Here is a 17565-nt window from a genome sequence, read left to right on the forward strand (position 1 = left end):
GCCGGTGTGCGCGCCTGACCGCCGCTGCTGACCGCCGCTGCTGACTGCCGCTGCGCATATGGAATGCCCCACCGTAGCGTGCGCGAGGCGCCATGAGTTGACGTGGCTGTGGAGCACGGGGGGAGTTGTGTGTTCGTATGACAACTCCCGGCCGGGCGTTGCCCGCTCGCACAGGTCAGCTGTCGGCGTCCGCCCGTCCCCAGTCCTGACCGGCCCGCTCCCAGGCGATGCCCCACTGTGTGTAGCGCCGGCGCATGAGCCGCCATACGACCAGCCGCCGGGCGCCGTCCACCAGGACCACCGTCATCCCGGCCGCGCCGATTCCGGCCAGCACGGCGTGGGTGGCGGCCGTCGCGGCGTCCAGCGGGCGGCCCACCGGGCGGCCGCGGTCGTCGGTCCAGATCCGGAACCGCTCACCGGGATCCGCGCCGGGGTGAGCGCCGAGCGTGCCCTCGTGGCTGCTGCCGTCCGGCCCCGTCCAGCGCGCGAGGACGCGGCGATGGGCGTCTCTCGCGGAAGCGGTCTCGGGATCGGAGTCGATGGGCGGATGCGGCAGCACCTTCACCACGGTGGCCGAGAGCGGATGACGCTCGGCGCGCTGCTTCTGCGCGGCCTTCACCAGCGCTCCGTGTGCCAGAGACCCCGACGTCCAGCCGACGGCGGGGGCGACGAGCAGCATGAGCACCGCGGCGATCAGCGCCGCGCACGCCTCCAGCACGTCCGTCTTACGGCGCAGCGGGTTGCGCCGCCAGCGCCACAGCCCCCAGATCATTCGCATGGATCACATACCCCCTTACTCATTCGTGAGTACCGCATGGCGGGCCGGATATGCGCGTATTCGGCGGAGAGAGAGCAATATCACGGGGCCAGCCCTTTCGCCGTTCCGGCGGGCCGTCGGCGGTACAGGGGGACGCACCAGATCAGCCGGGTGCCGCCCGCCTCGGGCGCTTCGATGTCCAAAGTGCCGCCCAGGAGTTCGGCCCGTGACCGCATATTGATCAGTCCTCCGCTGGGGGCGGCGCCCCTGGTGCCCACCCCGTTGTCCGTGACCTCCAGGGCGATGTCGGCGCCGACGGTCAGCCGTACCTCCACCCGCTGGGCATGGGCGTGCCGCACGGTGTTGCTGAGCGCCTCGGCCAGTACCGCCAGCACATGGTCGCCGGTCTCGTCCGGAACATCGGTGTCCACCGGGCCGTCCATCAGCAGCGACGGGGCGAAGCCCAGGGTGTCCGAGGCCGAGCGGACGGCCTTGACCAGCCGGCGCCGCAGCGTCGCGGGTTCACCGCCGTCGTCCCCGACCGTGCGCAGGGCGAAGATCGTGGAGCGGATGATCTTGATGGTCTCGTCCAGGTCGTCGACGGCCCGCCCCACCCGTTCGGCCGCCTCCGGGCGCTCGATCAGCCGGCCCGCGCTCTGCAGGGTGAGCCCGGTCGCGAAGAGCCGCTGAATGGCCAGATCGTGAAGGTCCCGGGCGATCCGGTCCCGGTCCTGGAGCAGCGCCATGTGCTCGGACTCGGCGCGGTGCCGGGCCAGTTCCAGGGCCAGGGCCGCCTGCGCCGCGAACCCCGAGAGCAGCTCCACCTCATGGTCCTCGAACGGCTGCCGCCCGGCGAGCCGGCACAGCCGCAGCGCACCGGAGGCCCGCTCGCCCGCGACCAGCGGTACGGCCACCACCGGGCCGAACTCGCCCTCCGGAGCCGGCAGCGGCCAGGACCGGGTCCGCGAGTCCACCCGTACGTCCGAGGCGACCGCGGGGCGCCCGGTGCGGGCCGCGAGCCCGGCCAGCGAGCCGTCGGACGGCACCACGAGCCCGCCTATGAGCTCGGCGTCGTGCCCCTCGGCCACCTCGACCATCAGCGAGTCCGTGCCGGTGGCCGGCAGCAGGATCGCCGCCGAGTCGGCGAGGGCCACCTGGAGGGCGAGCCGGGCGATCAGGCTCAGCACCTCGCCCGCCGAGGTGCCCGCCAGCAGCGTACGGGTGATGACGCCGAGCGCCTCCAGCCACTGCTCGCGGCGCCGGCTCTCGTGGTACAGCCGGGCGTTGTCGATGGCCACCCCGGCGGCGACCGACAAGGTGGCCAGCACCGCCTCGTCATCGGCGTCGAACTGGGCGCCGCCGCGCTTCTCGGTCAGATAGAGGTTCCCGAATACCTCGTCACGGACCCGGATCGGCACGCCCAGGAACGAGCGCATCGGCGGATGGTGCGCGGGGAAGCCGTAACTGGCCGGATGCTCCGACAGATCGGTGAGCCGCAGCGGCTGGGGGTGGCGGATCAGCTCGCCGAGCAGCCCATGGCCACTGGGTAACGGACCGATGCGGTGCGCCTGTGCCTCGGACATGCCCACCGGCAGGAACTGCGAGAGCCGGTGCTGGTCGACCACGCCCAGCGCGCCGTACTCGGCGTCGGCCAGCACCACCGCGGACTCCACGATCCGGCGCAGCACCTGCTCCAGGTCCAGCTCGCGGCCCACGCTGAGCACGGCCTCCAGGAGGCTGTGCATCCGGTCCTGGGTGGACCGGGCCGCGTCCAGCCGCGCCTGGAGCTCGTCGAGGAGCTGGTCGAGCCGGAGTTGGGGGAGGGCCGGATGGCGCCCCTGATCCGCACTGCCCGACACCTGGCCTCCATCCCCCCATGACCCTCTCACCAGCAGGGTAGCCGGGGCGGGGGCCGGTGGTGGCGGGGATGGAAGGAACTCGGCCAGGGTCGGGGCCCGCCGGGGGACCGACGCCTAGGAAACCGGCACCACGGCGACCGGGCACTTGGCGTGATGCAGCACCGCGTGGTTGACGAGCCCCAGTTGCATGCCGAAGTGCCCCTGTCGCCGCCGGGCCCCCACCACCAGCAGATCCGCGTGCGCGGAGGCGTCCAGCAGCGCCTTGCGCGCCGAGCCCTCGACCGGGCGGTGGGCCACCGGCACCGGCGGCAGCCCGGCCGCCGTGGCGCCGCCCAGCGTCTCGTCCAGGAGCTCGGTGGCGCGCTGCTCGTGCGCCTCACGCGCACTTTGCGTTTCACGTGCCCCGTGCGTTTCACGTGCCCCGTGCGTTTCACGCGTTCCCTGCGTCTCACGCGCCCCCTGGTCCTCGTGCGCGCCGTGGTCCCCGCGCCCGCCGTGATTCCTGGGCCTCGCGTGGTCCCCGGGCCCGCCGTGATTCCCGCGCCCGCCGTGGTTCCCGGGCCTCGCGTGGTCCTCCGGGCCCGCGCAGCGCCAGGCGTGCACCGCCTCCAGCTCGCCGCCGCGCAGCCGCGCCTCGCGGAGGGCGAACGCGACGGCGGCGGAGGCCGGCGCGGGCTCCTGCTCGGCAGGGCGCTCGCGCTCGGCGATCCCCACGACCACCCGGTTCATCCCGCCGCGTACGTTCTCCGGGCGGCCGCGCACCACGACCACCGGGCACTGGGCGCGGGCCGCGATACCCAGTCCGACCGAGCCGAGCAGCAGCGAGGCGAACTCGCCGCGGCCGCGCGAGCCGACCACCAGCGCCTCGGCGCTCTTCCCGGCGCGCAGCAGGGCGGTCACCGCGTCGTCCGCCGCCAGGTCGGTCATCACCTTCAGGGCCGGCACCCGCCGCCCGGCCCGCTCGGCCGCGCCGGCCAGCACCGCCTCGCTGTGGAGCCGCTCGGCGGGGCGGTCGGCGGCGGTTCCGGGGATGTAGCCCTCGTATCGCTCCCACAGCGAGGCATGGACGACGCGCAGCGGCAGCCCGCGGCGCCCGGCCATCTCGGCCGCCCAGTCCAGTGCGTCCGAGGCGGCGTCCGAACCGTCGACCCCGACGACCACGGGAAGCTCCACCGTGCCCACCGCCTCTCCTGCCGGCACCTGGAAATGTCCCTTCCCATTGTCCCGCCGAAGCGGTCGCCGAGGGAGTCCGGCGGCTCACTCAGCGCAGCCGCATGGCCAGCGTCACCACGGCGCCCACCGCCCCCGCGCTGATCACCAGCCGGTCGGTGACCAGCTGGGTCAGCCACAGCCCGCGGCCGCTGGTCGCGCCGTCCAGCCCCGGCAGGATCCGCGGGATGACGTCCTCGGAGAAGCCGGGCCCGGAGTCGCTGATCCGGCACTCCAGCTCGTCGCCGATCCGCCGCAGCAGCAGGGACCCGGTGCCGCCCGCGTGCTCGACGGCGTTGTTGGCGATCTCGTCCACGGCCAGCACGAAGTCCCCGCGGCGGGTCTCGCTGAGCCCGGCCCAGGCCGCGCACTCCTCGACCTGCACCCGCAGCCGGGGCAGCTCATCGGCGGTGAAATGACGGTGGAGCAGGTGTTCTCCGGCTCGATCGGCGGACCGACGACGAGGGTCGGCTAGCACCAGTGCCTCCCGTTTGGTGACGAGTACGAGCGACAACACAGGGTCGGTGAAGCAGCCGAGGGTACGGGGAGCGGCGTCTCATTGGTCGCGACGACCACGAATGACGTGTCATATCGGAAACGTGACCGAAAATGGGTAAGGGTGAAGCGATACCCGATCGACGGTGTATCGCTTTGGATCGGCTGCCTCTCTTGTACGCACGGTTCGTACGCACAGTGACCGCCGAGGGGCGTGGGGGGAGAGGAGACGGCAGAGTGAGGTCATGATGGGACTGCTGAGCGCGCTGAAGACCGAACACCGTGAGCGGCTGATGGCGCTCGCCCACGATGTGTCCTTCCCCTCGGGCGGCCGCATCTTCGAGGAAGGCCGTAAGGCCGACCGCTTCTGGATCATCCGCACCGGCGCGGTCACCCTCGATCTGCATGTCCCGGGGCGGCGGGCCGCGGTGATCGAGACACTCGGCCCCGGGGAGCTCATCGGCTGGTCCTGGCTCTTCCCGCCGGACACCTGGCACCTGGGCGCGGAGGCGCTCAGCCCGGTGCGCGCACAGGAGTTCAACGCCGAGGCGGTGCGCCGGCTGTGCGACGAGGACCCGGAGCTCGGTTACGCCCTCGCGCTGGCCTGCGCCCAGGTGATCGGGCGCCGGCTGCAGAGCGCCCGCACCCGGCTGCTGGACCTGTACGGGCCCTACGCGGGCGGAATCTCGCCATGACCGGGCCGGAGGTGTAGCGGGCGGCCCGGGGGCCGAATGGCCCCTTACGCTTCCCCGCGCCAGAACGTAAAGCTGGGCAGCCGGATCGCGACCGGCGACCCGCGCGCCATGGAGGAGAGGCCGTGCCCCAGACAGCCGACCCCGACGGCCCCATCGGGGTCTTTCTGCTCGACGACCACGAGGTGGTGCGGCGCGGACTGCGTGATCTGCTCGACGCCGAATCCGATCTGAAGGTGGTCGGCGAGGCGGCCAACGCCCGCGAGGCCATCGCCCGCGCCCCCGCCGTACGGCCACACGTCGCGGTGCTCGACGTACGGCTCGGCTCCTCGGGAGAGGGCGGGGACCACGAAGGGATCGAGGTCTGCCGGGAGTTGCGGGCCCGGCTCCCCGACCTCGCCTGTCTGATGCTGACGTCCTTTGACGACGACGAGGCGCTGTTCGACGCCATCATGGCCGGGGCCGCGGGCTATGTGCTCAAGCAGATCAACGGGTCCGACCTGGTGTCGGCGGTGCGCACCGTGGCCGAAGGCCGTTCCATGCTGGACCCCGGCGCCACCTCCCGGGTGATGGCCCGGCTGCGCGGCCCCGCGCCGAGCGGGCCCGTGGAACTGGAGAAGCTGTCCCCGCGGGAGCGGGAGATCCTCCAGCTCATCGGCGATGGACTGACCAACCGGCAGATCGCCGAGCGGTTGTTCCTGGCCGAGAAGACCGTCAAGAACCGCATCTCCTCGATCCTGTCCAAGCTGGGCGTGGGGCGGCGCATCCAGGCCGCGGTGATCGCCGAGCGGATCAAGGAGCGCGAAGCGGGTCAGTGAGCCCGTGGACGATGGTGACCGCGTGCCCGGTGGCTGCCACGGTGACCGCGTGTGTTTCGCGAGGAGCGCGAGACCGGTCCCCTTCCGGTCCCGCGCCCCACGCCGAACGGGGCGGGACCGGTCGACATGCTCATCACCGCAGTGGAGTGAGAGCCCGGCCCACCCCCGGCGGTGGAGATGGCTCGCGGAACTGCTCGGTCCAGCATCGCGGTGCGCCCCGCCGCCGGGGAGGGGCCGAACGGCCCTCATAAATCGGGCGCGGACGGCCCTCACAACAAATCAGGGGCCGGACGGGGACACCCCATCCGGCCCGGACCTTCCCGCGACCGGGCACGGCCCGGTCGCATCACCTCCCGACGTGTGTCAGTAGCCGCCTCCCGGCTGCGGCGCCCGGCCGCCCGGGTACTGCTGACGCCCGTAAGGGTCGTCGTACGGAGTGGGCGCGGGCGCCGCCGGGCGAGGCGCGACCGGACGCGTCATGGCCGGGCGCATCGCCTCGTACCCCATCGGCGAGGCCGGCGCGGGGCGCTGCATCTGCGGCTGCTGGGCGCCCGGGTAGCCCCGCGGTCCCGTCGGCTGCGGCGGGATGTAGGGCGAATGCGCCTGCTGCAGGCCGGTGGGCTGCGGTGCGTGCTGCTGGTACCCCTGGTGCATGGGCTGCGGGGAGGGGGCGGCCGGCAGCGCGGGGAGCGCCGAGGGCAGCGCCGGAAGATGACTTCCGGTGTCATAGGCCGACGGCACTCTGATGGGCGCGATCTGCGGTGTCCCCCGCTCGGCGACAAGACTGTCGTAGATGGGGGTGTCCGGGAAGGACGGCGAGGAGTAGTAGCCGCCACCGTAAGTGCTGCGGGGGGAGGTCATAGACCATAAGTTAAGCCCACCATGTGCTGATTGGGGAGTCCGGTAGGAGGGTTGTTTTCAGTGTTCGGAGTGGCCGCGGATCCCCAATCCGAGCGAACCCGGGAAAATCGGTCGTCAGGGTACGTTGAGATCGTGTAAAGAGCGCGTTTTCAGCGGGTAGCCATCCGTCGTCCGCGCTGTGCGACGGCCGAGCGGCCCGATCCGAGTGAACAGAAAGGCAGGGGGACGGAAATGGCGATGCGCAAGGGCGGTAACACGCCAGTACCGGCTGACACGGTGCGGATCGAGCTCGGCTGGCGCGCCGGACCGGGGGCGCCGGACGTGGACGCCTCGGCGCTGCTGCTGGTGTCCGGAAAGGTCAGGTCCGACGGGGACTTCGTGTTCTACAACCAGGCGGCGCACGCCTCCGGCGCGGTGCGCCACGAGGGGAAGCGGACCGCGGGTGACACCGTGACCGACACCCTTTCGGTGGACCTCGCCCGGGTCGAGCCCGCCGTCGACACCGTGGTCCTCGCGGCCTCGGCCGATGGCGGAACGTTCGGCCAGGTCCCCGGTCTGAACATCCGGGTGCTGAACGCGGCGGGCGGCGCGGAGATCGCCCGCTTCGACAGCGAGGACGCCACGGTCGAGACCGCCTTCGTCCTCGGCGAGCTGTACCGCAGGCAGGGCGCCTGGAAGTTCCGTGCGGTGGGCCAGGGGTACCAGAGCGGCCTTGCGGGGCTCGCCACGGACTTCGGCATCTCGGTCGACGAGCCGCAGCAGGCGCCGGCCCGGCCCGCCGCCCCGGCTCCGGGCCCCGCCGCCCCGCCGAACGCCGGGCAGAACCCTTACGCGGCGCAGAACCCGCCCGCAGTCCCGGCACCGCCCGCCGCCCCCGCGCCGCCGTCCGGCCCGCCCGCCGGGGCGTACCCGCCTCCGACGCCTACCGCCGTCTCCACGCCCCTGCCACCGCCCCCGCCCCCGCCCACCGCACCGGCCACCCCGGCCCCCGCGCCCGCCGGGGCGCCGGTGAGCCTCAGCAAGGTCACCCTGACGAAGGAGGCGCCCTCGGTCTCGCTGACCAAGCAGGGCGGCACCTCCGGCACCATGCGGATCAACCTCAACTGGCAGGTGCACAAGCAGTTCTCGGGGTGGGCCTCCAAGCTGGGCCGGGCCATGGCGATGCACAGCGACCTCGATCTCGACCTGGGGGCGCTGTTCGAACTCGCCGACGGCAGCAAGGGCGTGGTCCAGGCGCTCGGCAACTCCTTCGGCTCGCTGCACCAACCGCCCTTCATCCACCTGGACGCCGACGACCGGACCGGTTCCCGGGCGGCCGGTGAGAACCTCACCATCAACCTCGACCACCAGAAGCTGTTCCGCCGGATCCTGGTCTTCGTGACCATCTACGAGGGCGCCCGCAGCTTCGCCAACCTCCACGCCACGGTCACCCTGCAGCCGCAGTTCGGCGCCCCGATCGACTTCTCGCTCGACGAGTGCACCGTCCCGTCCCCGGTCTGCGCCCTCGCGCTCATCACCAACACCGGCAGTGAGCTCGTCGTGCAGCGCGAGGCCCGCTATCTGGTGCCGCAGCGCGGCACCAGCCCGCAGCGCACCCTCGACCACGCCTACGGCTGGGGCATGAACTGGACCCCCGGCCGCAAGTGAGGCCCCGGTGCACGGGGCGCGGCCGTCAGGGCGCGGCTCTGGGGCGGGCGTATGTGCGCCCCTTCCAGGCCGCGCCCTGCCCGAGGTGGTGCCGCACCGCCGAGTCCACCGTCATCAGCAGATAGAGAAGGGCCGTCAGGGGCAGCAGCGGCGCCAGCCACAGCGTCTGCCGGTAGTAGCGCAGCATCGGGATGTAGCTGCCCGCCATCAGCGCCCAGGCGGCGCCGCCCAGCGCCGCCGGCGCGGGACGCCCCGTCAGCACCCCGGCGACCACGGCCGCGGGCGGCACCAGATACACCACCGCCAGCCCCGCGAGCGTCACCAGCAACAGCAGCGGATTGTGGCGCAGTTGGGTGTACGCGCTGCGCGAGACCATCCGCCACAGCTCGCCCAGCCGCGGATACGGCCGCACGCTGTCGACCCGGTCGGCCAGCCCCAGCCAGATCCGTCCGCCGGACCGTTTCACGGTGCGGGCCAGCGCCACGTCGTCGATGACCGCCTGCCGGATCGACTCCGGGACCCCGGCCCGCTCGGCCGCCTCCCGGCGCAGCAGCACACAGCCGCCCGCGGCCGCCGCGGTGCGTCCCCGGGGCCGGTTGACCCACCGAAAGGGGTACAGCTGCGCGAAGAAGTAGACAAAGGCGGGCACGATCAGCCGCTCCCAGTAGGTCACCACCCGCAGCCGCGCCATCTGGGAGACCAGATCCAGCCCGTTCGTCTCGGCCGCACGCACCAACTCCCGCAGGGAGTCCGGCTCATGGGCGATATCCGCGTCCGTCAGCAGCAGGTAGTCCACGCCGCCGTCGTCCTTACGGTCCGCGTCCCGGCCGTCCGCGTCCTTACGGTCCGCACCGTCCGCGTTCCCTCGGTCCGCGGCGAGGCGGGTCGTGGCGAGCGCCATGCCGTGCCGCACCGCCCACAGTTTGCCGGTCCAGCCGGGGCCGGGTTCGCCGGGGGAGCCGACGGTCAGCGGCAGCCCACCGTGTTCGTCGGCCAGTTCACGGGCCAGCTTTCCGGTGCCGTCCGTGCTGCCGTCGTCGATCAGGAAGATCTCCGCCGGCCCCGGATAGTCCTGGGCGAGCAGCGAGGGCAGACTGGCCGGAAGCACCGCGGACTCGTCCCGGGCGGGCACCACGACGGCCACCGAGGGCCACACCGCGGGCTCCGGCGGCCCGAACCCGTCCGGCTCCGGCGGCCCCGAGCCGTCCGGGCCGGTCCGGGGCAGCGTTACGTCCGTACGCCAGAAGAAGCCCTGGCCCAGCAGCAGCCACAGCCATGCGGCCAACGACCCGGCGGCGATCCACATCAGCGCGCTCACCCGCCGAAGTCTGCCCGAAGGTGTGCCCGGCCGCCGGGCGCACGGGACCGATCCATTAAAGTGACCGGGTGAAGATCGCGCTTATGGACTCCGGAATCGGGCTGTTGCCCACCGCCGCCGCTATGCGCCGACTGCGACCGGACGCCGATCTCGTCCTCTCCTCCGACCCCGCCACCATGCCGTGGGGCCCGCGCACTCCCGAGGACGTCACCGGGCTGGCCCTGGGCTGCGCCCGAGCCGCCGCCGCGCACCGCCCCGACGCGCTGATCGTCGCCTGCAACACCGCCTCCGTCCACGCCCTGCCCGCACTGCGCGCCGAGCTGGAGCCCGGGTTGCCGATCATCGGCACCGTGCCCGCCATCAAGCCCGCGGCGGCCGGGGGAGGGCCGATCGCGATCTGGGCCACCCCGGCCACCACCGGCAGCCCGTACCAGCGGGGACTGATCCGTGACTTCGCGGACGGCGTCGAGGTGACCGAGGTGCCGTGCCCGGGGCTCGCGGACGCGGTGCAGCACGGCGACGACGAGGGGATCGACGCCGCGGTGGCCGCCGCGGCGGCCCGCACCCCGCGCGATGTCACGACCGTCGTCCTGGGCTGCACCCATTACGAACTCGTCGCCGCCCGGATCCGGACCGCCGTACAGCGGCCGGACGCGCCGCCGATCGTCCTCCATGGCTCGGCCGGGGCCGTCGCCGCCCAGGCCCTGCGCCGGATCGGCACCGACCCGTTCCCGCCGGACGGCCCGGTCACCCCGGGCCGTCTGACCGTCATCCTCGGCGGACGCGAGGCCGCCCTGCCGGAGGTCGCCCTGACCTACGCCGAAGGCGTGCTGCTGGCACCCGTCGCCCCGACGCGCGCTTGACAGCGGTGCCTCGTGCGGTGAGCTGACCGAAACGCTCCTCACCAGCGGATTCACCCGCCCCGCTGCCGTGGTGCCGGAAGGTGAGTACGCTGCCAAGCATGAGGCACCACGACCACGGAGAGCCGACCGCCCACGGGCAGCCACCCGCGGTCTGGATCGGACGGGCCCACAATCGCGCGCAGTGGCTGCTGGCGGTGGCGGGCGCCGCGTGCCTGGCACTCGGTGTCGACCTCGCCGTCGACTCGCCCTGGGGCTCGGGCATCGCCCCGCTCCTGATGGCCGTCATCGGCTGTGTCGCCGCCGGGCTGCTGATGCTCTTCGGCACCCTCGCCTTCGTCCATGTGGCGGTACGGGTCGACGACGAGGTGCTGGAGATCCGCTGCGGCCATATGGGGCTCCCACGCCGCCGCATCCCGCTCAGCGACGTGGTCCACGCCGATGTGGCCCCCAAGGTCACCCCCTGCCAGTGGGGCGGCTGGGGTTACCGCTGGCGCCCCGAGAAGGGCACGGCGGTGGTGGTGCGCCGGGGCGAGGGCGTGGTGGTCCGCCTCGGGGACGGCCGGGTCTTCACGGTCACGGTGGACGACGCGGAGGCGGCGGTCCGGGTCATCCGCGACCGGCTGCGGCTGATCGCGGCCCGCACGTCCCAGGTCTAGCCGATCCCCGTTCCCCTCTTTCGGGGGATGCGTTCCCTTCCGCGGCCTCCGGGGCTCGCTCATGGGATCGGCCCCGGGCCGTCGTCCAGGCGGCGGGCGGTCGCCAGTCCGGCGAGGAGGCCCGCCCCCGCGGTGATCTGGGAGAAGCTGAGGGCGTTGCCCAGACAGGACTCGACGGCCAGGGCCGTGAGGGTCGCGGCCGCCGTAAGGACCACGGGAGTGGGGCGCGGGGAGCGCCACAGGGCGTGGAGCATCCAGCCGAAGGCCGCGCCCAGCAGCGCCACCCCCGGCAGCCCCTGACCGGCCGCCTGCTGGAGCGGCGCCGAATGCGGCTTGGCCTCAGGGCCCAGCGGCTGGGTCGCCGAAGGGCTCAGCTCGCCGAAGCGGTCCGGCCCCGCACCGCGCAGCGGGTCCGTCTCCTCGATACGGGCGGCGTCCTGCCACAGCCGGATCCGGTGCTCGGTGAGATGGGCGCGCAGGGCGGGCGGCAGTCCGCCCGGGATCGAGCCCTTGGCCACCGCCCAGGTGCCGCCGACCGCGACCGCGGCGATCAGCGCGCACGCGGCGAGCGCCGGCAGCCGCCGGCTCGGCCGGGCGGCGATGAGCGAGCACACCAGGACGGCACCGCTCGCCACCGAGCCGACCGTCGAGCCGCCCACCACCGCCGTGAGCGTGATCGCCGCGGCCGGCAGCCACAGCGCCGGGCGGAGGACCCGCGGGGCGGCCCAGGCCGCGCAGCAGAGCGCGCCCGTGGCCAGGGTGAGCTGGGCCGCGCCCGGCCCCTCGTGGCCGCTGAGCCCGTACGGCGAGGTGCTGGCCAGACCGAACCCCGCCAGCCCGGCGGCCGCCGCCCCGGCGACCGGCAGCAGCGATCCGGCGATCCGGCCGCAGGCGTACCCGGCGGCCACCGCCAACACCGCCAGCAGGATTCCCTCGGGGCGGGCCGGCCGCCCCATGGCCGCGATCAGCGCCCATACGGCGCAACCGGCCAGGATCAGAACCCCCGCGATATCGGACGCACCGGCGCAGCCGTCGGCCGGTCTGCCGTGGTCCTGCACGACAGGCTCCACCACTGATGACGTCATCCCGCCGACCCCCCGTCGTGACGGGCACCGCGCCGACGCCCTTACGGCCGTCGCGCGAGCCATGACACCCGAAACCGTAGCGCTTGTCGTAAGGAATGTGTATATGGTGCGCAGAAACGATGAGTCGGTCGTGAAACGCTCGCCGCGGAGGGCGCCGTACGGCCGCCGCGCGCGCCCCCATTTCCGCCCGATACCCTCGGCCCATGCCGACCCCCGACTTCATCCGTGACCTCAGGGCCTCCATCGGTCATGAACTGCTCTATCTGCCGGGCGTGAGCGCCGTGGTCTTCGACGACCAGGACCGGGTGCTGCTGGGCCGCCGGGCCGACAACGGCCGCTGGACCATCATCTGCGGCATTCCCGAACCCGGTGAGCAGCCGGCCACGGCGGTGGTCCGCGAGGTCGAGGAGGAGACCGCGGTGCGCTGTGTCCCCGAACGCATCGTGCTCGTACGGACCCTGGCGCCGGTGACCTACCCCAACGACGACAAGTGCCAGTTCGTGGACGTCTGCTTCCGCTGCCGCGCGGTCGGCGGCGAGGCGCGGGTGAACGACGACGAGTCGCTGGACGTCGGCTGGTTCCCGCTCGACGCGCTGCCCGAGATGGAGGACTTCTCCCTGTCCCGGATCAAGCAGGCGATCGAGGACGGCCCGACATGGTTCGAGCCCATCGTCGGGGAGTGAAGTATGTGCCGCCCCCACATCGGTCCGGGCCCGACGGCTGCCTAATGTGCCCCTCATGAGCGCGTCCACCACACCAGGCCCGGACTCACGGCCGTCCGGCGGCCTCGATTTCTCCGGCCGTACCGCACTCGTCACGGGCGCCGCCGGGGGCATCGGCCGGGCCTGCACGCTGCGGCTGGCCACCGCCGGAGCGCGGGTGCGGGCCGTCGACCTGGACGCCGAGGGCCTCACCGACCTCGTCGCCGCGGCCACCGGACTGCCCGGCCCGGTCGAGGCCCATCCCATGGACCTCACCGACCTCGACGCCGCCGAGCGGGCCGCCGCGGGCACCGACATCCTGGTCAACAACGCCGGGCTCCAGCTCGTCCGGCCCATCGAGGACTTTCCGCCCGAGGTCTTCTCCCGGGTGCTCACCGTGATGCTCGAGGCCCCCTTCCGGCTGGTGCGCGGCGCGCTGCCGCACATGTACGCCCAGGGCTGGGGCCGGATCGTGAACATCTCCTCGGTGCACGGGCTGCGCGCCTCCCCGTACAAGTCGGCCTATGTGGCCGCCAAACACGGTCTGGAGGGGCTCTCCAAGGTCGCCGCCCTGGAGGGCGCGGAGCACGGGGTGACGTCCAACTGTGTCAACCCCGGCTATGTGCGCACCCCGCTCGTCGAGCGGCAGATCGCCGACCAGGCGGAGGCCCACGGGATCTCGCAGGAGCGGGTGGTCTCCGAGGTCATGCTGGCCGACGCGGCGGTCAAGCGGCTGGTCGAGCCCGAGGAGGTCGCCGAGGCCGTCGCGTACCTCTGCGGTCCGCACACGTCCTTCATCACCGGGGCCTCGCTCAGCATGGACGGCGGATGGACCGCCCACTGAGCGGCCCGTCGGATCGGCCACCGGCCCTCGATGGCCGATTGGCTCAGCCACTGGACCAGGAAAGCGGATTGGCCGAGCCACCGGCGGACGGTGGCCGATCGGCTGAGACATCTCCGGACGGTGGCCAATTGGCTCAGCCACCGGACCATCCATTGCCCGGCCGCCCCGTCGACAAGGCACCGGGCCGCCTTACGGCTGGCGCCGCCGCGCCCGGCGGGAGTATGCCTGTGCCCATGCCCGACGACCGGCCGGAGAACCCCTACCTGGAACTGCTCGCACGCGGCGCGCCCGCCGAGGCGTACGAGCGCCCGGTGCTGCGCGCCCGCGCCGACAAGGCCCCGGCCGACCGGCTGGCGGCCCTGGAGGCCGCCAAGCTGCTCGCCCTGCGGGTGCGCGGTGAGCTGGAGGGGCGACGGCGCCGCGAGGCCGAGCTGTCCGCGCTCTTCGAGACCGCCCACGACCTGGCGGGACTGCGCGACCTGGACGCGGTGCTCCAGGCCATCGTGCAGCGCGCCCGTTCCCTGCTGGGCACCGAGGTGGCCTATCTGACGCTCAACGACCCGACGGCCGGTGACACCTATATGAGGGTCACCGACGGTTCGGTCTCGGCCCGCTTCCAGCAGCTGCGGCTCGGCATGGGGGAGGGGCTGGGCGGTCTGGTGGCCCAGACAGCCCGCCCCTACGTGACCGAGAGCTACTTCCACGATCCGCGGTTCCAGCACACCCACGCCATCGACGCGGGCGTCAGGGACGAGGGGCTCGTCGCCATCCTCGGGGTGCCGCTGCTGCTCGGCAGCGGTGTCATCGGCGTGCTGTTCGCGGCCGACCGCCGGGCCCGGGTGTTCGAACGCGAGCAGATCGCGCTGGTCGGCTCGTTCGCCGCCCACGCGGCCGTGGCCATCGACACCGCCCATCTGCTCGCCGAGACCCGTACGGCGCTCGCCGAGCTGGAGGCCGCCAACGAGATCATCCGGGACCGCAGCCGGGTCATCGAGCGCGCATCCGACGTCCACGACCGGCTCACCGAGCTGGTGCTGCGCGGTGGCGGGGTGCACGACGTGGCCGACGCCGTGGCCGAGGTGCTGAGCGGCTCGGTGGAGTTCCTCGAGGCCGACGAGGCGCCCGCGGCGGCCGTCGACCGGTCCCGGGCCGACGGCCACGCGGTGCGCGACGGCGAGGAGGACTGGGTCGCCGCGGTCTCGGCGGGCGGCGAACTGCTCGGCGCGCTCGTGCTGCGCGGCCACTCCCGGCTCGACCCCGTGGACCAGCGCACCCTGGAGCGCGCGGCGATGGTCACCTCGCTTCTGCAGCTCGCCCGCCGCTCCGCGGGCGAGGCCGAACAGCGGGTGCGCGGCGAGCTCCTGGACGACCTCCTCGACGCCCCCGACCGCGAGCCCCGGCTGCTGCGCGAGCGCGCCGCGCGGCTCCAGGCGGACCTGGACACGCCCCATGTGGTGCTCGCGGCGGGCATCGAGGCCCCGGGCAAGGGCACACCCACCACCGGGTCCGGCAACGCACACGGCACCACATACGGAAGCGGGCCCGGCGCCACACACGGCGCCACACACGGAAGCGGGCCCGGAAGCACGTCCAGCACGTCCAGCACGTCCAGCACGTCCAGCACGTCCAGCGGCGCGCCCGCCGAGGACGCCGCGGGCCGTCGGCGGCTGTGGTCCGCCGCGTCCCATCTGGCGGCCACCCGGCACGGTCTGGCCGCCGCCCGCGACGGCGGCACCGTCCTGCTGCTGCCGCTCGCCGACGGCGACACCGCCGACGCCCTCGCCCGCCGCACCGCCCGGCAGCTGGGCACCGCCGTGCACGCCGCGGTCACCGTAGGCGCCTCCGCGCCCGTTCCCGCGCCCGCCGCACGGCCCGGGGAGGTCGCCGCGGGCTACGCCGAGGCGCGGCGCTGTCTGGCCGCCCTGCGGGTGCTGGGCCGGGCCGGACAGGGCGCCGCCGCCGAGGACTTCGGCTTCCTCGGTCTGCTGCTGGCCGGGACCCGCGAGGGCGCCCCGGACGGCACCGGCGTCCAGGACTTCGTGCACCGCACCGTGGGCGCGGTCGTCGACTACGACGAGCGGCGCGGCACCGAACTGATCCGCACCCTCGACGCGTACTTCGCCGGTGGGATGAGCCCGGCCCGTACGAAGGACGCCCTCCACGTGCACGTCAACACGGTGGCACAGCGGCTGGAGCGGGTCGGGCGGCTGCTCGGCCCCGACTGGCAGTCGCCCGCCCGCTCCCTGGAGATCCAGCTCGCCCTGCGGCTGCACCGCCTGACCTCGGCCGTGGGCTACTAGCCCCGGCCGTGGGCTACTGAGGCGAGGCCGAACGGGCCGTGCGCTTCGCCGTCTCCGTCGCCGACCCGGGGGAGGGGGCCGAGGTCGGTTCGACGGCGGCCAGATCGCGGTCCCGGGTCTCCTTGGCGACGCCCACGGCCACCAGGGTGAGCACGGCCGCCGCGATCACATAGAGGGCGATCGGCGTGGCGCTGTTGTAGTCGGCCAGCAGCGCGGTGGCGATGAGCGGGGCGGGCGCACCGGCCGCGACGGACGAGAACTGCGCGCCGATCGACGCCCCCGAATACCGCATCCGGGTCGCGAACATCTCGGAGAAGAAGGCCGCCTGGGGCGCGTACATCGCCCCGTGGAAGACCAGCCCGACCGTCACGGCGAGTATCAGGGCCGGAAAGCCCTTGGTGTCGATGAGGAGGAAGAACGGGAAGGCCCAGGCGCCCACGCCCACCGCGCCCAGGAGATACACCGGACGGCGCCCGACCCGGTCCGACAGCGCGCCCCACGCCGGGATGACCGCGAAGTGCACGGCCGAGGCGATCAGTACGGCGTTGAGCGCGGTCTGCTTGCCGAGGCCCACATGGTCGGAGGTCGCGTAGACGAGGACGAAGGCGGTGATGACGTAGTAGCTGATGTTCTCGGCCATCCGCGCGCCCATGGCGATCAGCACATCCCGCCAGTGGTCGCGCAGGACCGCCACCAGCGGCATCTTCTCGGCGGCGTCCTCGTCCCCGCCCGCGGCCGCCTTACGGGCCTCGGCTCGGGCCAGCGCCGCCTTGAACACCGGGGATTCATCGACAGAGAGACGAATCCACAAGCCGACCAGCACCAGCACCCCCGAGAGCAGGAACGGCACCCGCCAGCCCCATGACTCGAAGGCGTCGTCGGAGAGCGTGGCCGTCAGCGCGGAGAGCACCCCGGTGGCCAGCAGCTGCCCCGCGGGGGCGCCGGTCTGCGGCCAGGACGCCCAGAACCCGCGCCGCCGCGCGTCCCCGTGCTCCGACACCAGCAGCACCGCCCCGCCCCATTCGCCGCCCAGCGCGAATCCCTGGAGCAGACGCAGCGCGGTGAGCAGTACGGGCGCCGCCGAGCCGACCGTGGCGTGGGTGGGCAGCAGCCCGATGGCGCAGGTCGCGCCGCCCATCATCAGCAGACTCAGGATGAGCAGCTTCTTACGGCCGAGCCGGTCGCCGTAGTGGCCGAATACCAGGGCACCGACCGGCCGGGCGGCGAAGCCGACCGCGTAGGTCAGGAACGACAGCAGGGTGCCGACGAGCGGGTCGGAGTCCGGGAAGAAGAGCTTGTTGAAGACGAGCGCGGCGGCCGAGCCGTAGAGGAAGAAGTCGTACCACTCGATGGTGGTGCCGATCAGGCTCGCGGCGACGATACGGCGCAGTGAGCCGGGTGGGGTCGGGGGAGCGGAGGCCGGAGATTCCGGGGTGGGCATGGGTCACCACTTCCGAGCG

General features: G+C 73.4%; 16 protein-coding genes. 8 read left to right on the plus strand and 8 right to left on the minus strand.

Features of this window, described 5'->3' with window-relative positions; genetic code table 11:
• Positions 1–175: 175 nt before the first annotated feature.
• From J2Z30_RS41545 to J2Z30_RS41560, 4 genes are all read right to left on the minus strand, one after another.
• Positions 176–778, minus strand: a complete 603-nt coding sequence (locus J2Z30_RS41545) for an Rv1733c family protein (protein ID WP_044579196.1) — start codon at positions 776–778, stop codon at positions 176–178.
• A gap of 80 nt (positions 779–858) precedes the next feature.
• The gene (locus tag J2Z30_RS41550; protein ID WP_044579197.1) at positions 859–2616 is read right to left on the minus strand and encodes a GAF domain-containing sensor histidine kinase; all 1758 of its coding nucleotides are present in this window, start codon (positions 2614–2616) and stop codon (positions 859–861) included.
• A 114-nt stretch (positions 2617–2730) separates the two neighbouring features.
• Entirely contained in the window at positions 2731–3816 is a 1086-nt protein-coding gene (locus J2Z30_RS41555) for a universal stress protein (protein WP_372453395.1), read from the minus strand.
• Between the two features lie 61 nt (positions 3817–3877).
• On the minus strand, positions 3878–4303 hold the full coding sequence (locus J2Z30_RS41560; RefSeq protein WP_044582319.1) for an ATP-binding protein: 426 nt from the start codon (positions 4301–4303) through the stop codon (positions 3878–3880).
• Positions 4304–4565: 262 nt separating this feature from the next.
• Here J2Z30_RS41560 and J2Z30_RS41565 point away from each other — a divergent pair, with 262 nt between their 5' ends.
• A complete protein-coding gene (locus J2Z30_RS41565; protein ID WP_044579199.1) occupies positions 4566–5015 on the plus strand; it encodes a Crp/Fnr family transcriptional regulator in 450 nt (149 codons plus the stop codon).
• A gap of 122 nt (positions 5016–5137) precedes the next feature.
• Entirely contained in the window at positions 5138–5830 is a 693-nt protein-coding gene (locus tag J2Z30_RS41570) for a response regulator (protein ID WP_020873494.1), read from the plus strand.
• A gap of 363 nt (positions 5831–6193) precedes the next feature.
• Here J2Z30_RS41570 and J2Z30_RS41575 read toward each other — a convergent pair whose 3' ends face one another.
• Positions 6194–6691: a DUF6643 family protein gene (locus J2Z30_RS41575; protein WP_044579201.1), complete on the minus strand. Its 498-nt coding sequence runs from the start codon at positions 6689–6691 to the stop codon at positions 6194–6196.
• 237 nt (positions 6692–6928) lie between these two features.
• Between J2Z30_RS41575 and J2Z30_RS41580 the strand changes: the two genes are divergently transcribed.
• Entirely contained in the window at positions 6929–8338 is a 1410-nt protein-coding gene (locus J2Z30_RS41580) for a TerD family protein (protein WP_209469060.1), read from the plus strand.
• Between the two features lie 25 nt (positions 8339–8363).
• On the opposite strand, the gene J2Z30_RS41585 is transcribed toward J2Z30_RS41580, so the two are convergent.
• The gene (locus J2Z30_RS41585) at positions 8364–9644 is read right to left on the minus strand and encodes a glycosyltransferase (RefSeq protein WP_044579203.1); all 1281 of its coding nucleotides are present in this window, start codon (positions 9642–9644) and stop codon (positions 8364–8366) included.
• A gap of 80 nt (positions 9645–9724) precedes the next feature.
• Between J2Z30_RS41585 and J2Z30_RS41590 the strand changes: the two genes are divergently transcribed.
• Both J2Z30_RS41590 and J2Z30_RS41595 read left to right on the plus strand, forming a co-directional pair.
• Positions 9725–10519: a glutamate racemase gene (locus J2Z30_RS41590; protein WP_044579205.1), complete on the plus strand. Its 795-nt coding sequence runs from the start codon at positions 9725–9727 to the stop codon at positions 10517–10519.
• Positions 10520–10617: 98 nt separating this feature from the next.
• Positions 10618–11175 carry a hypothetical protein gene (locus J2Z30_RS41595; protein WP_044579207.1) on the plus strand — a complete coding sequence of 186 codons (558 nt, stop codon included), beginning with the start codon at positions 10618–10620 and terminating at the stop codon, positions 11173–11175.
• Positions 11176–11234: 59 nt separating this feature from the next.
• On the opposite strand, the gene J2Z30_RS41600 is transcribed toward J2Z30_RS41595, so the two are convergent.
• The gene (locus J2Z30_RS41600; protein ID WP_245389036.1) at positions 11235–12260 is read right to left on the minus strand and encodes an O-antigen ligase family protein; all 1026 of its coding nucleotides are present in this window, start codon (positions 12258–12260) and stop codon (positions 11235–11237) included.
• Positions 12261–12463: 203 nt separating this feature from the next.
• On the opposite strand from J2Z30_RS41600, the gene J2Z30_RS41605 reads away from it, so the two are divergent.
• From J2Z30_RS41605 to J2Z30_RS41615, 3 genes are all read left to right on the plus strand, one after another.
• On the plus strand, positions 12464–12943 hold the full coding sequence (locus tag J2Z30_RS41605) for an NUDIX hydrolase (RefSeq protein WP_044579208.1): 480 nt from the start codon (positions 12464–12466) through the stop codon (positions 12941–12943).
• A gap of 55 nt (positions 12944–12998) precedes the next feature.
• On the plus strand, positions 12999–13805 hold the full coding sequence (locus tag J2Z30_RS41610; protein ID WP_044579210.1) for a 3-hydroxybutyrate dehydrogenase: 807 nt from the start codon (positions 12999–13001) through the stop codon (positions 13803–13805).
• Between the two features lie 221 nt (positions 13806–14026).
• Complete coding sequence (locus J2Z30_RS41615; RefSeq protein WP_044579212.1) at positions 14027–16105, plus strand: helix-turn-helix domain-containing protein; 2079 nt, start codon at positions 14027–14029, stop codon at positions 16103–16105.
• Positions 16106–16118: 13 nt separating this feature from the next.
• Here the strand turns inward: J2Z30_RS41615 and J2Z30_RS41620 are convergent, their stop codons facing one another.
• The gene (locus tag J2Z30_RS41620; RefSeq protein WP_044579214.1) at positions 16119–17546 is read right to left on the minus strand and encodes an MFS transporter; all 1428 of its coding nucleotides are present in this window, start codon (positions 17544–17546) and stop codon (positions 16119–16121) included.
• Between the last annotated feature and the right edge of the window lie 19 nt (positions 17547–17565).

The sequence above is a fragment of the Streptomyces iranensis genome, from assembly GCF_017874715.1.
Classification (GTDB): domain Bacteria; phylum Actinomycetota; class Actinomycetes; order Streptomycetales; family Streptomycetaceae; genus Streptomyces; species Streptomyces iranensis.

Bases quoted from the DNA above. Each gene is read 5' to 3' on its own strand.
- J2Z30_RS41545 (WP_044579196.1), bottom strand. From the start codon at position 778: ATGCGAATGATCTGGGGGCTGTGGCGCTGGCGGCGCAACCCGCTGCGC.
- J2Z30_RS41565 (WP_044579199.1), top strand. From the start codon at position 4,566: ATGATGGGACTGCTGAGCGCGCTGAAGACCGAACACCGTGAGCGGCTG.
- J2Z30_RS41575 (WP_044579201.1), bottom strand. From the start codon at position 6,691: ATGACCTCCCCCCGCAGCACTTACGGTGGCGGCTACTACTCCTCGCCG.
- J2Z30_RS41580 (WP_209469060.1), top strand. From the start codon at position 6,929: ATGCGCAAGGGCGGTAACACGCCAGTACCGGCTGACACGGTGCGGATC.
- J2Z30_RS41585 (WP_044579203.1), bottom strand. From the start codon at position 9,644: ATGTGGATCGCCGCCGGGTCGTTGGCCGCATGGCTGTGGCTGCTGCTG.
- J2Z30_RS41595 (WP_044579207.1), top strand. From the start codon at position 10,618: ATGAGGCACCACGACCACGGAGAGCCGACCGCCCACGGGCAGCCACCC.
- J2Z30_RS41600 (WP_245389036.1), bottom strand. From the start codon at position 12,260: ATGACGTCATCAGTGGTGGAGCCTGTCGTGCAGGACCACGGCAGACCG.
- J2Z30_RS41605 (WP_044579208.1), top strand. From the start codon at position 12,464: ATGCCGACCCCCGACTTCATCCGTGACCTCAGGGCCTCCATCGGTCAT.
- J2Z30_RS41610 (WP_044579210.1), top strand. From the start codon at position 12,999: ATGAGCGCGTCCACCACACCAGGCCCGGACTCACGGCCGTCCGGCGGC.
- J2Z30_RS41615 (WP_044579212.1), top strand. From the start codon at position 14,027: ATGCCTGTGCCCATGCCCGACGACCGGCCGGAGAACCCCTACCTGGAA.
- J2Z30_RS41620 (WP_044579214.1), bottom strand. From the start codon at position 17,546: ATGCCCACCCCGGAATCTCCGGCCTCCGCTCCCCCGACCCCACCCGGC.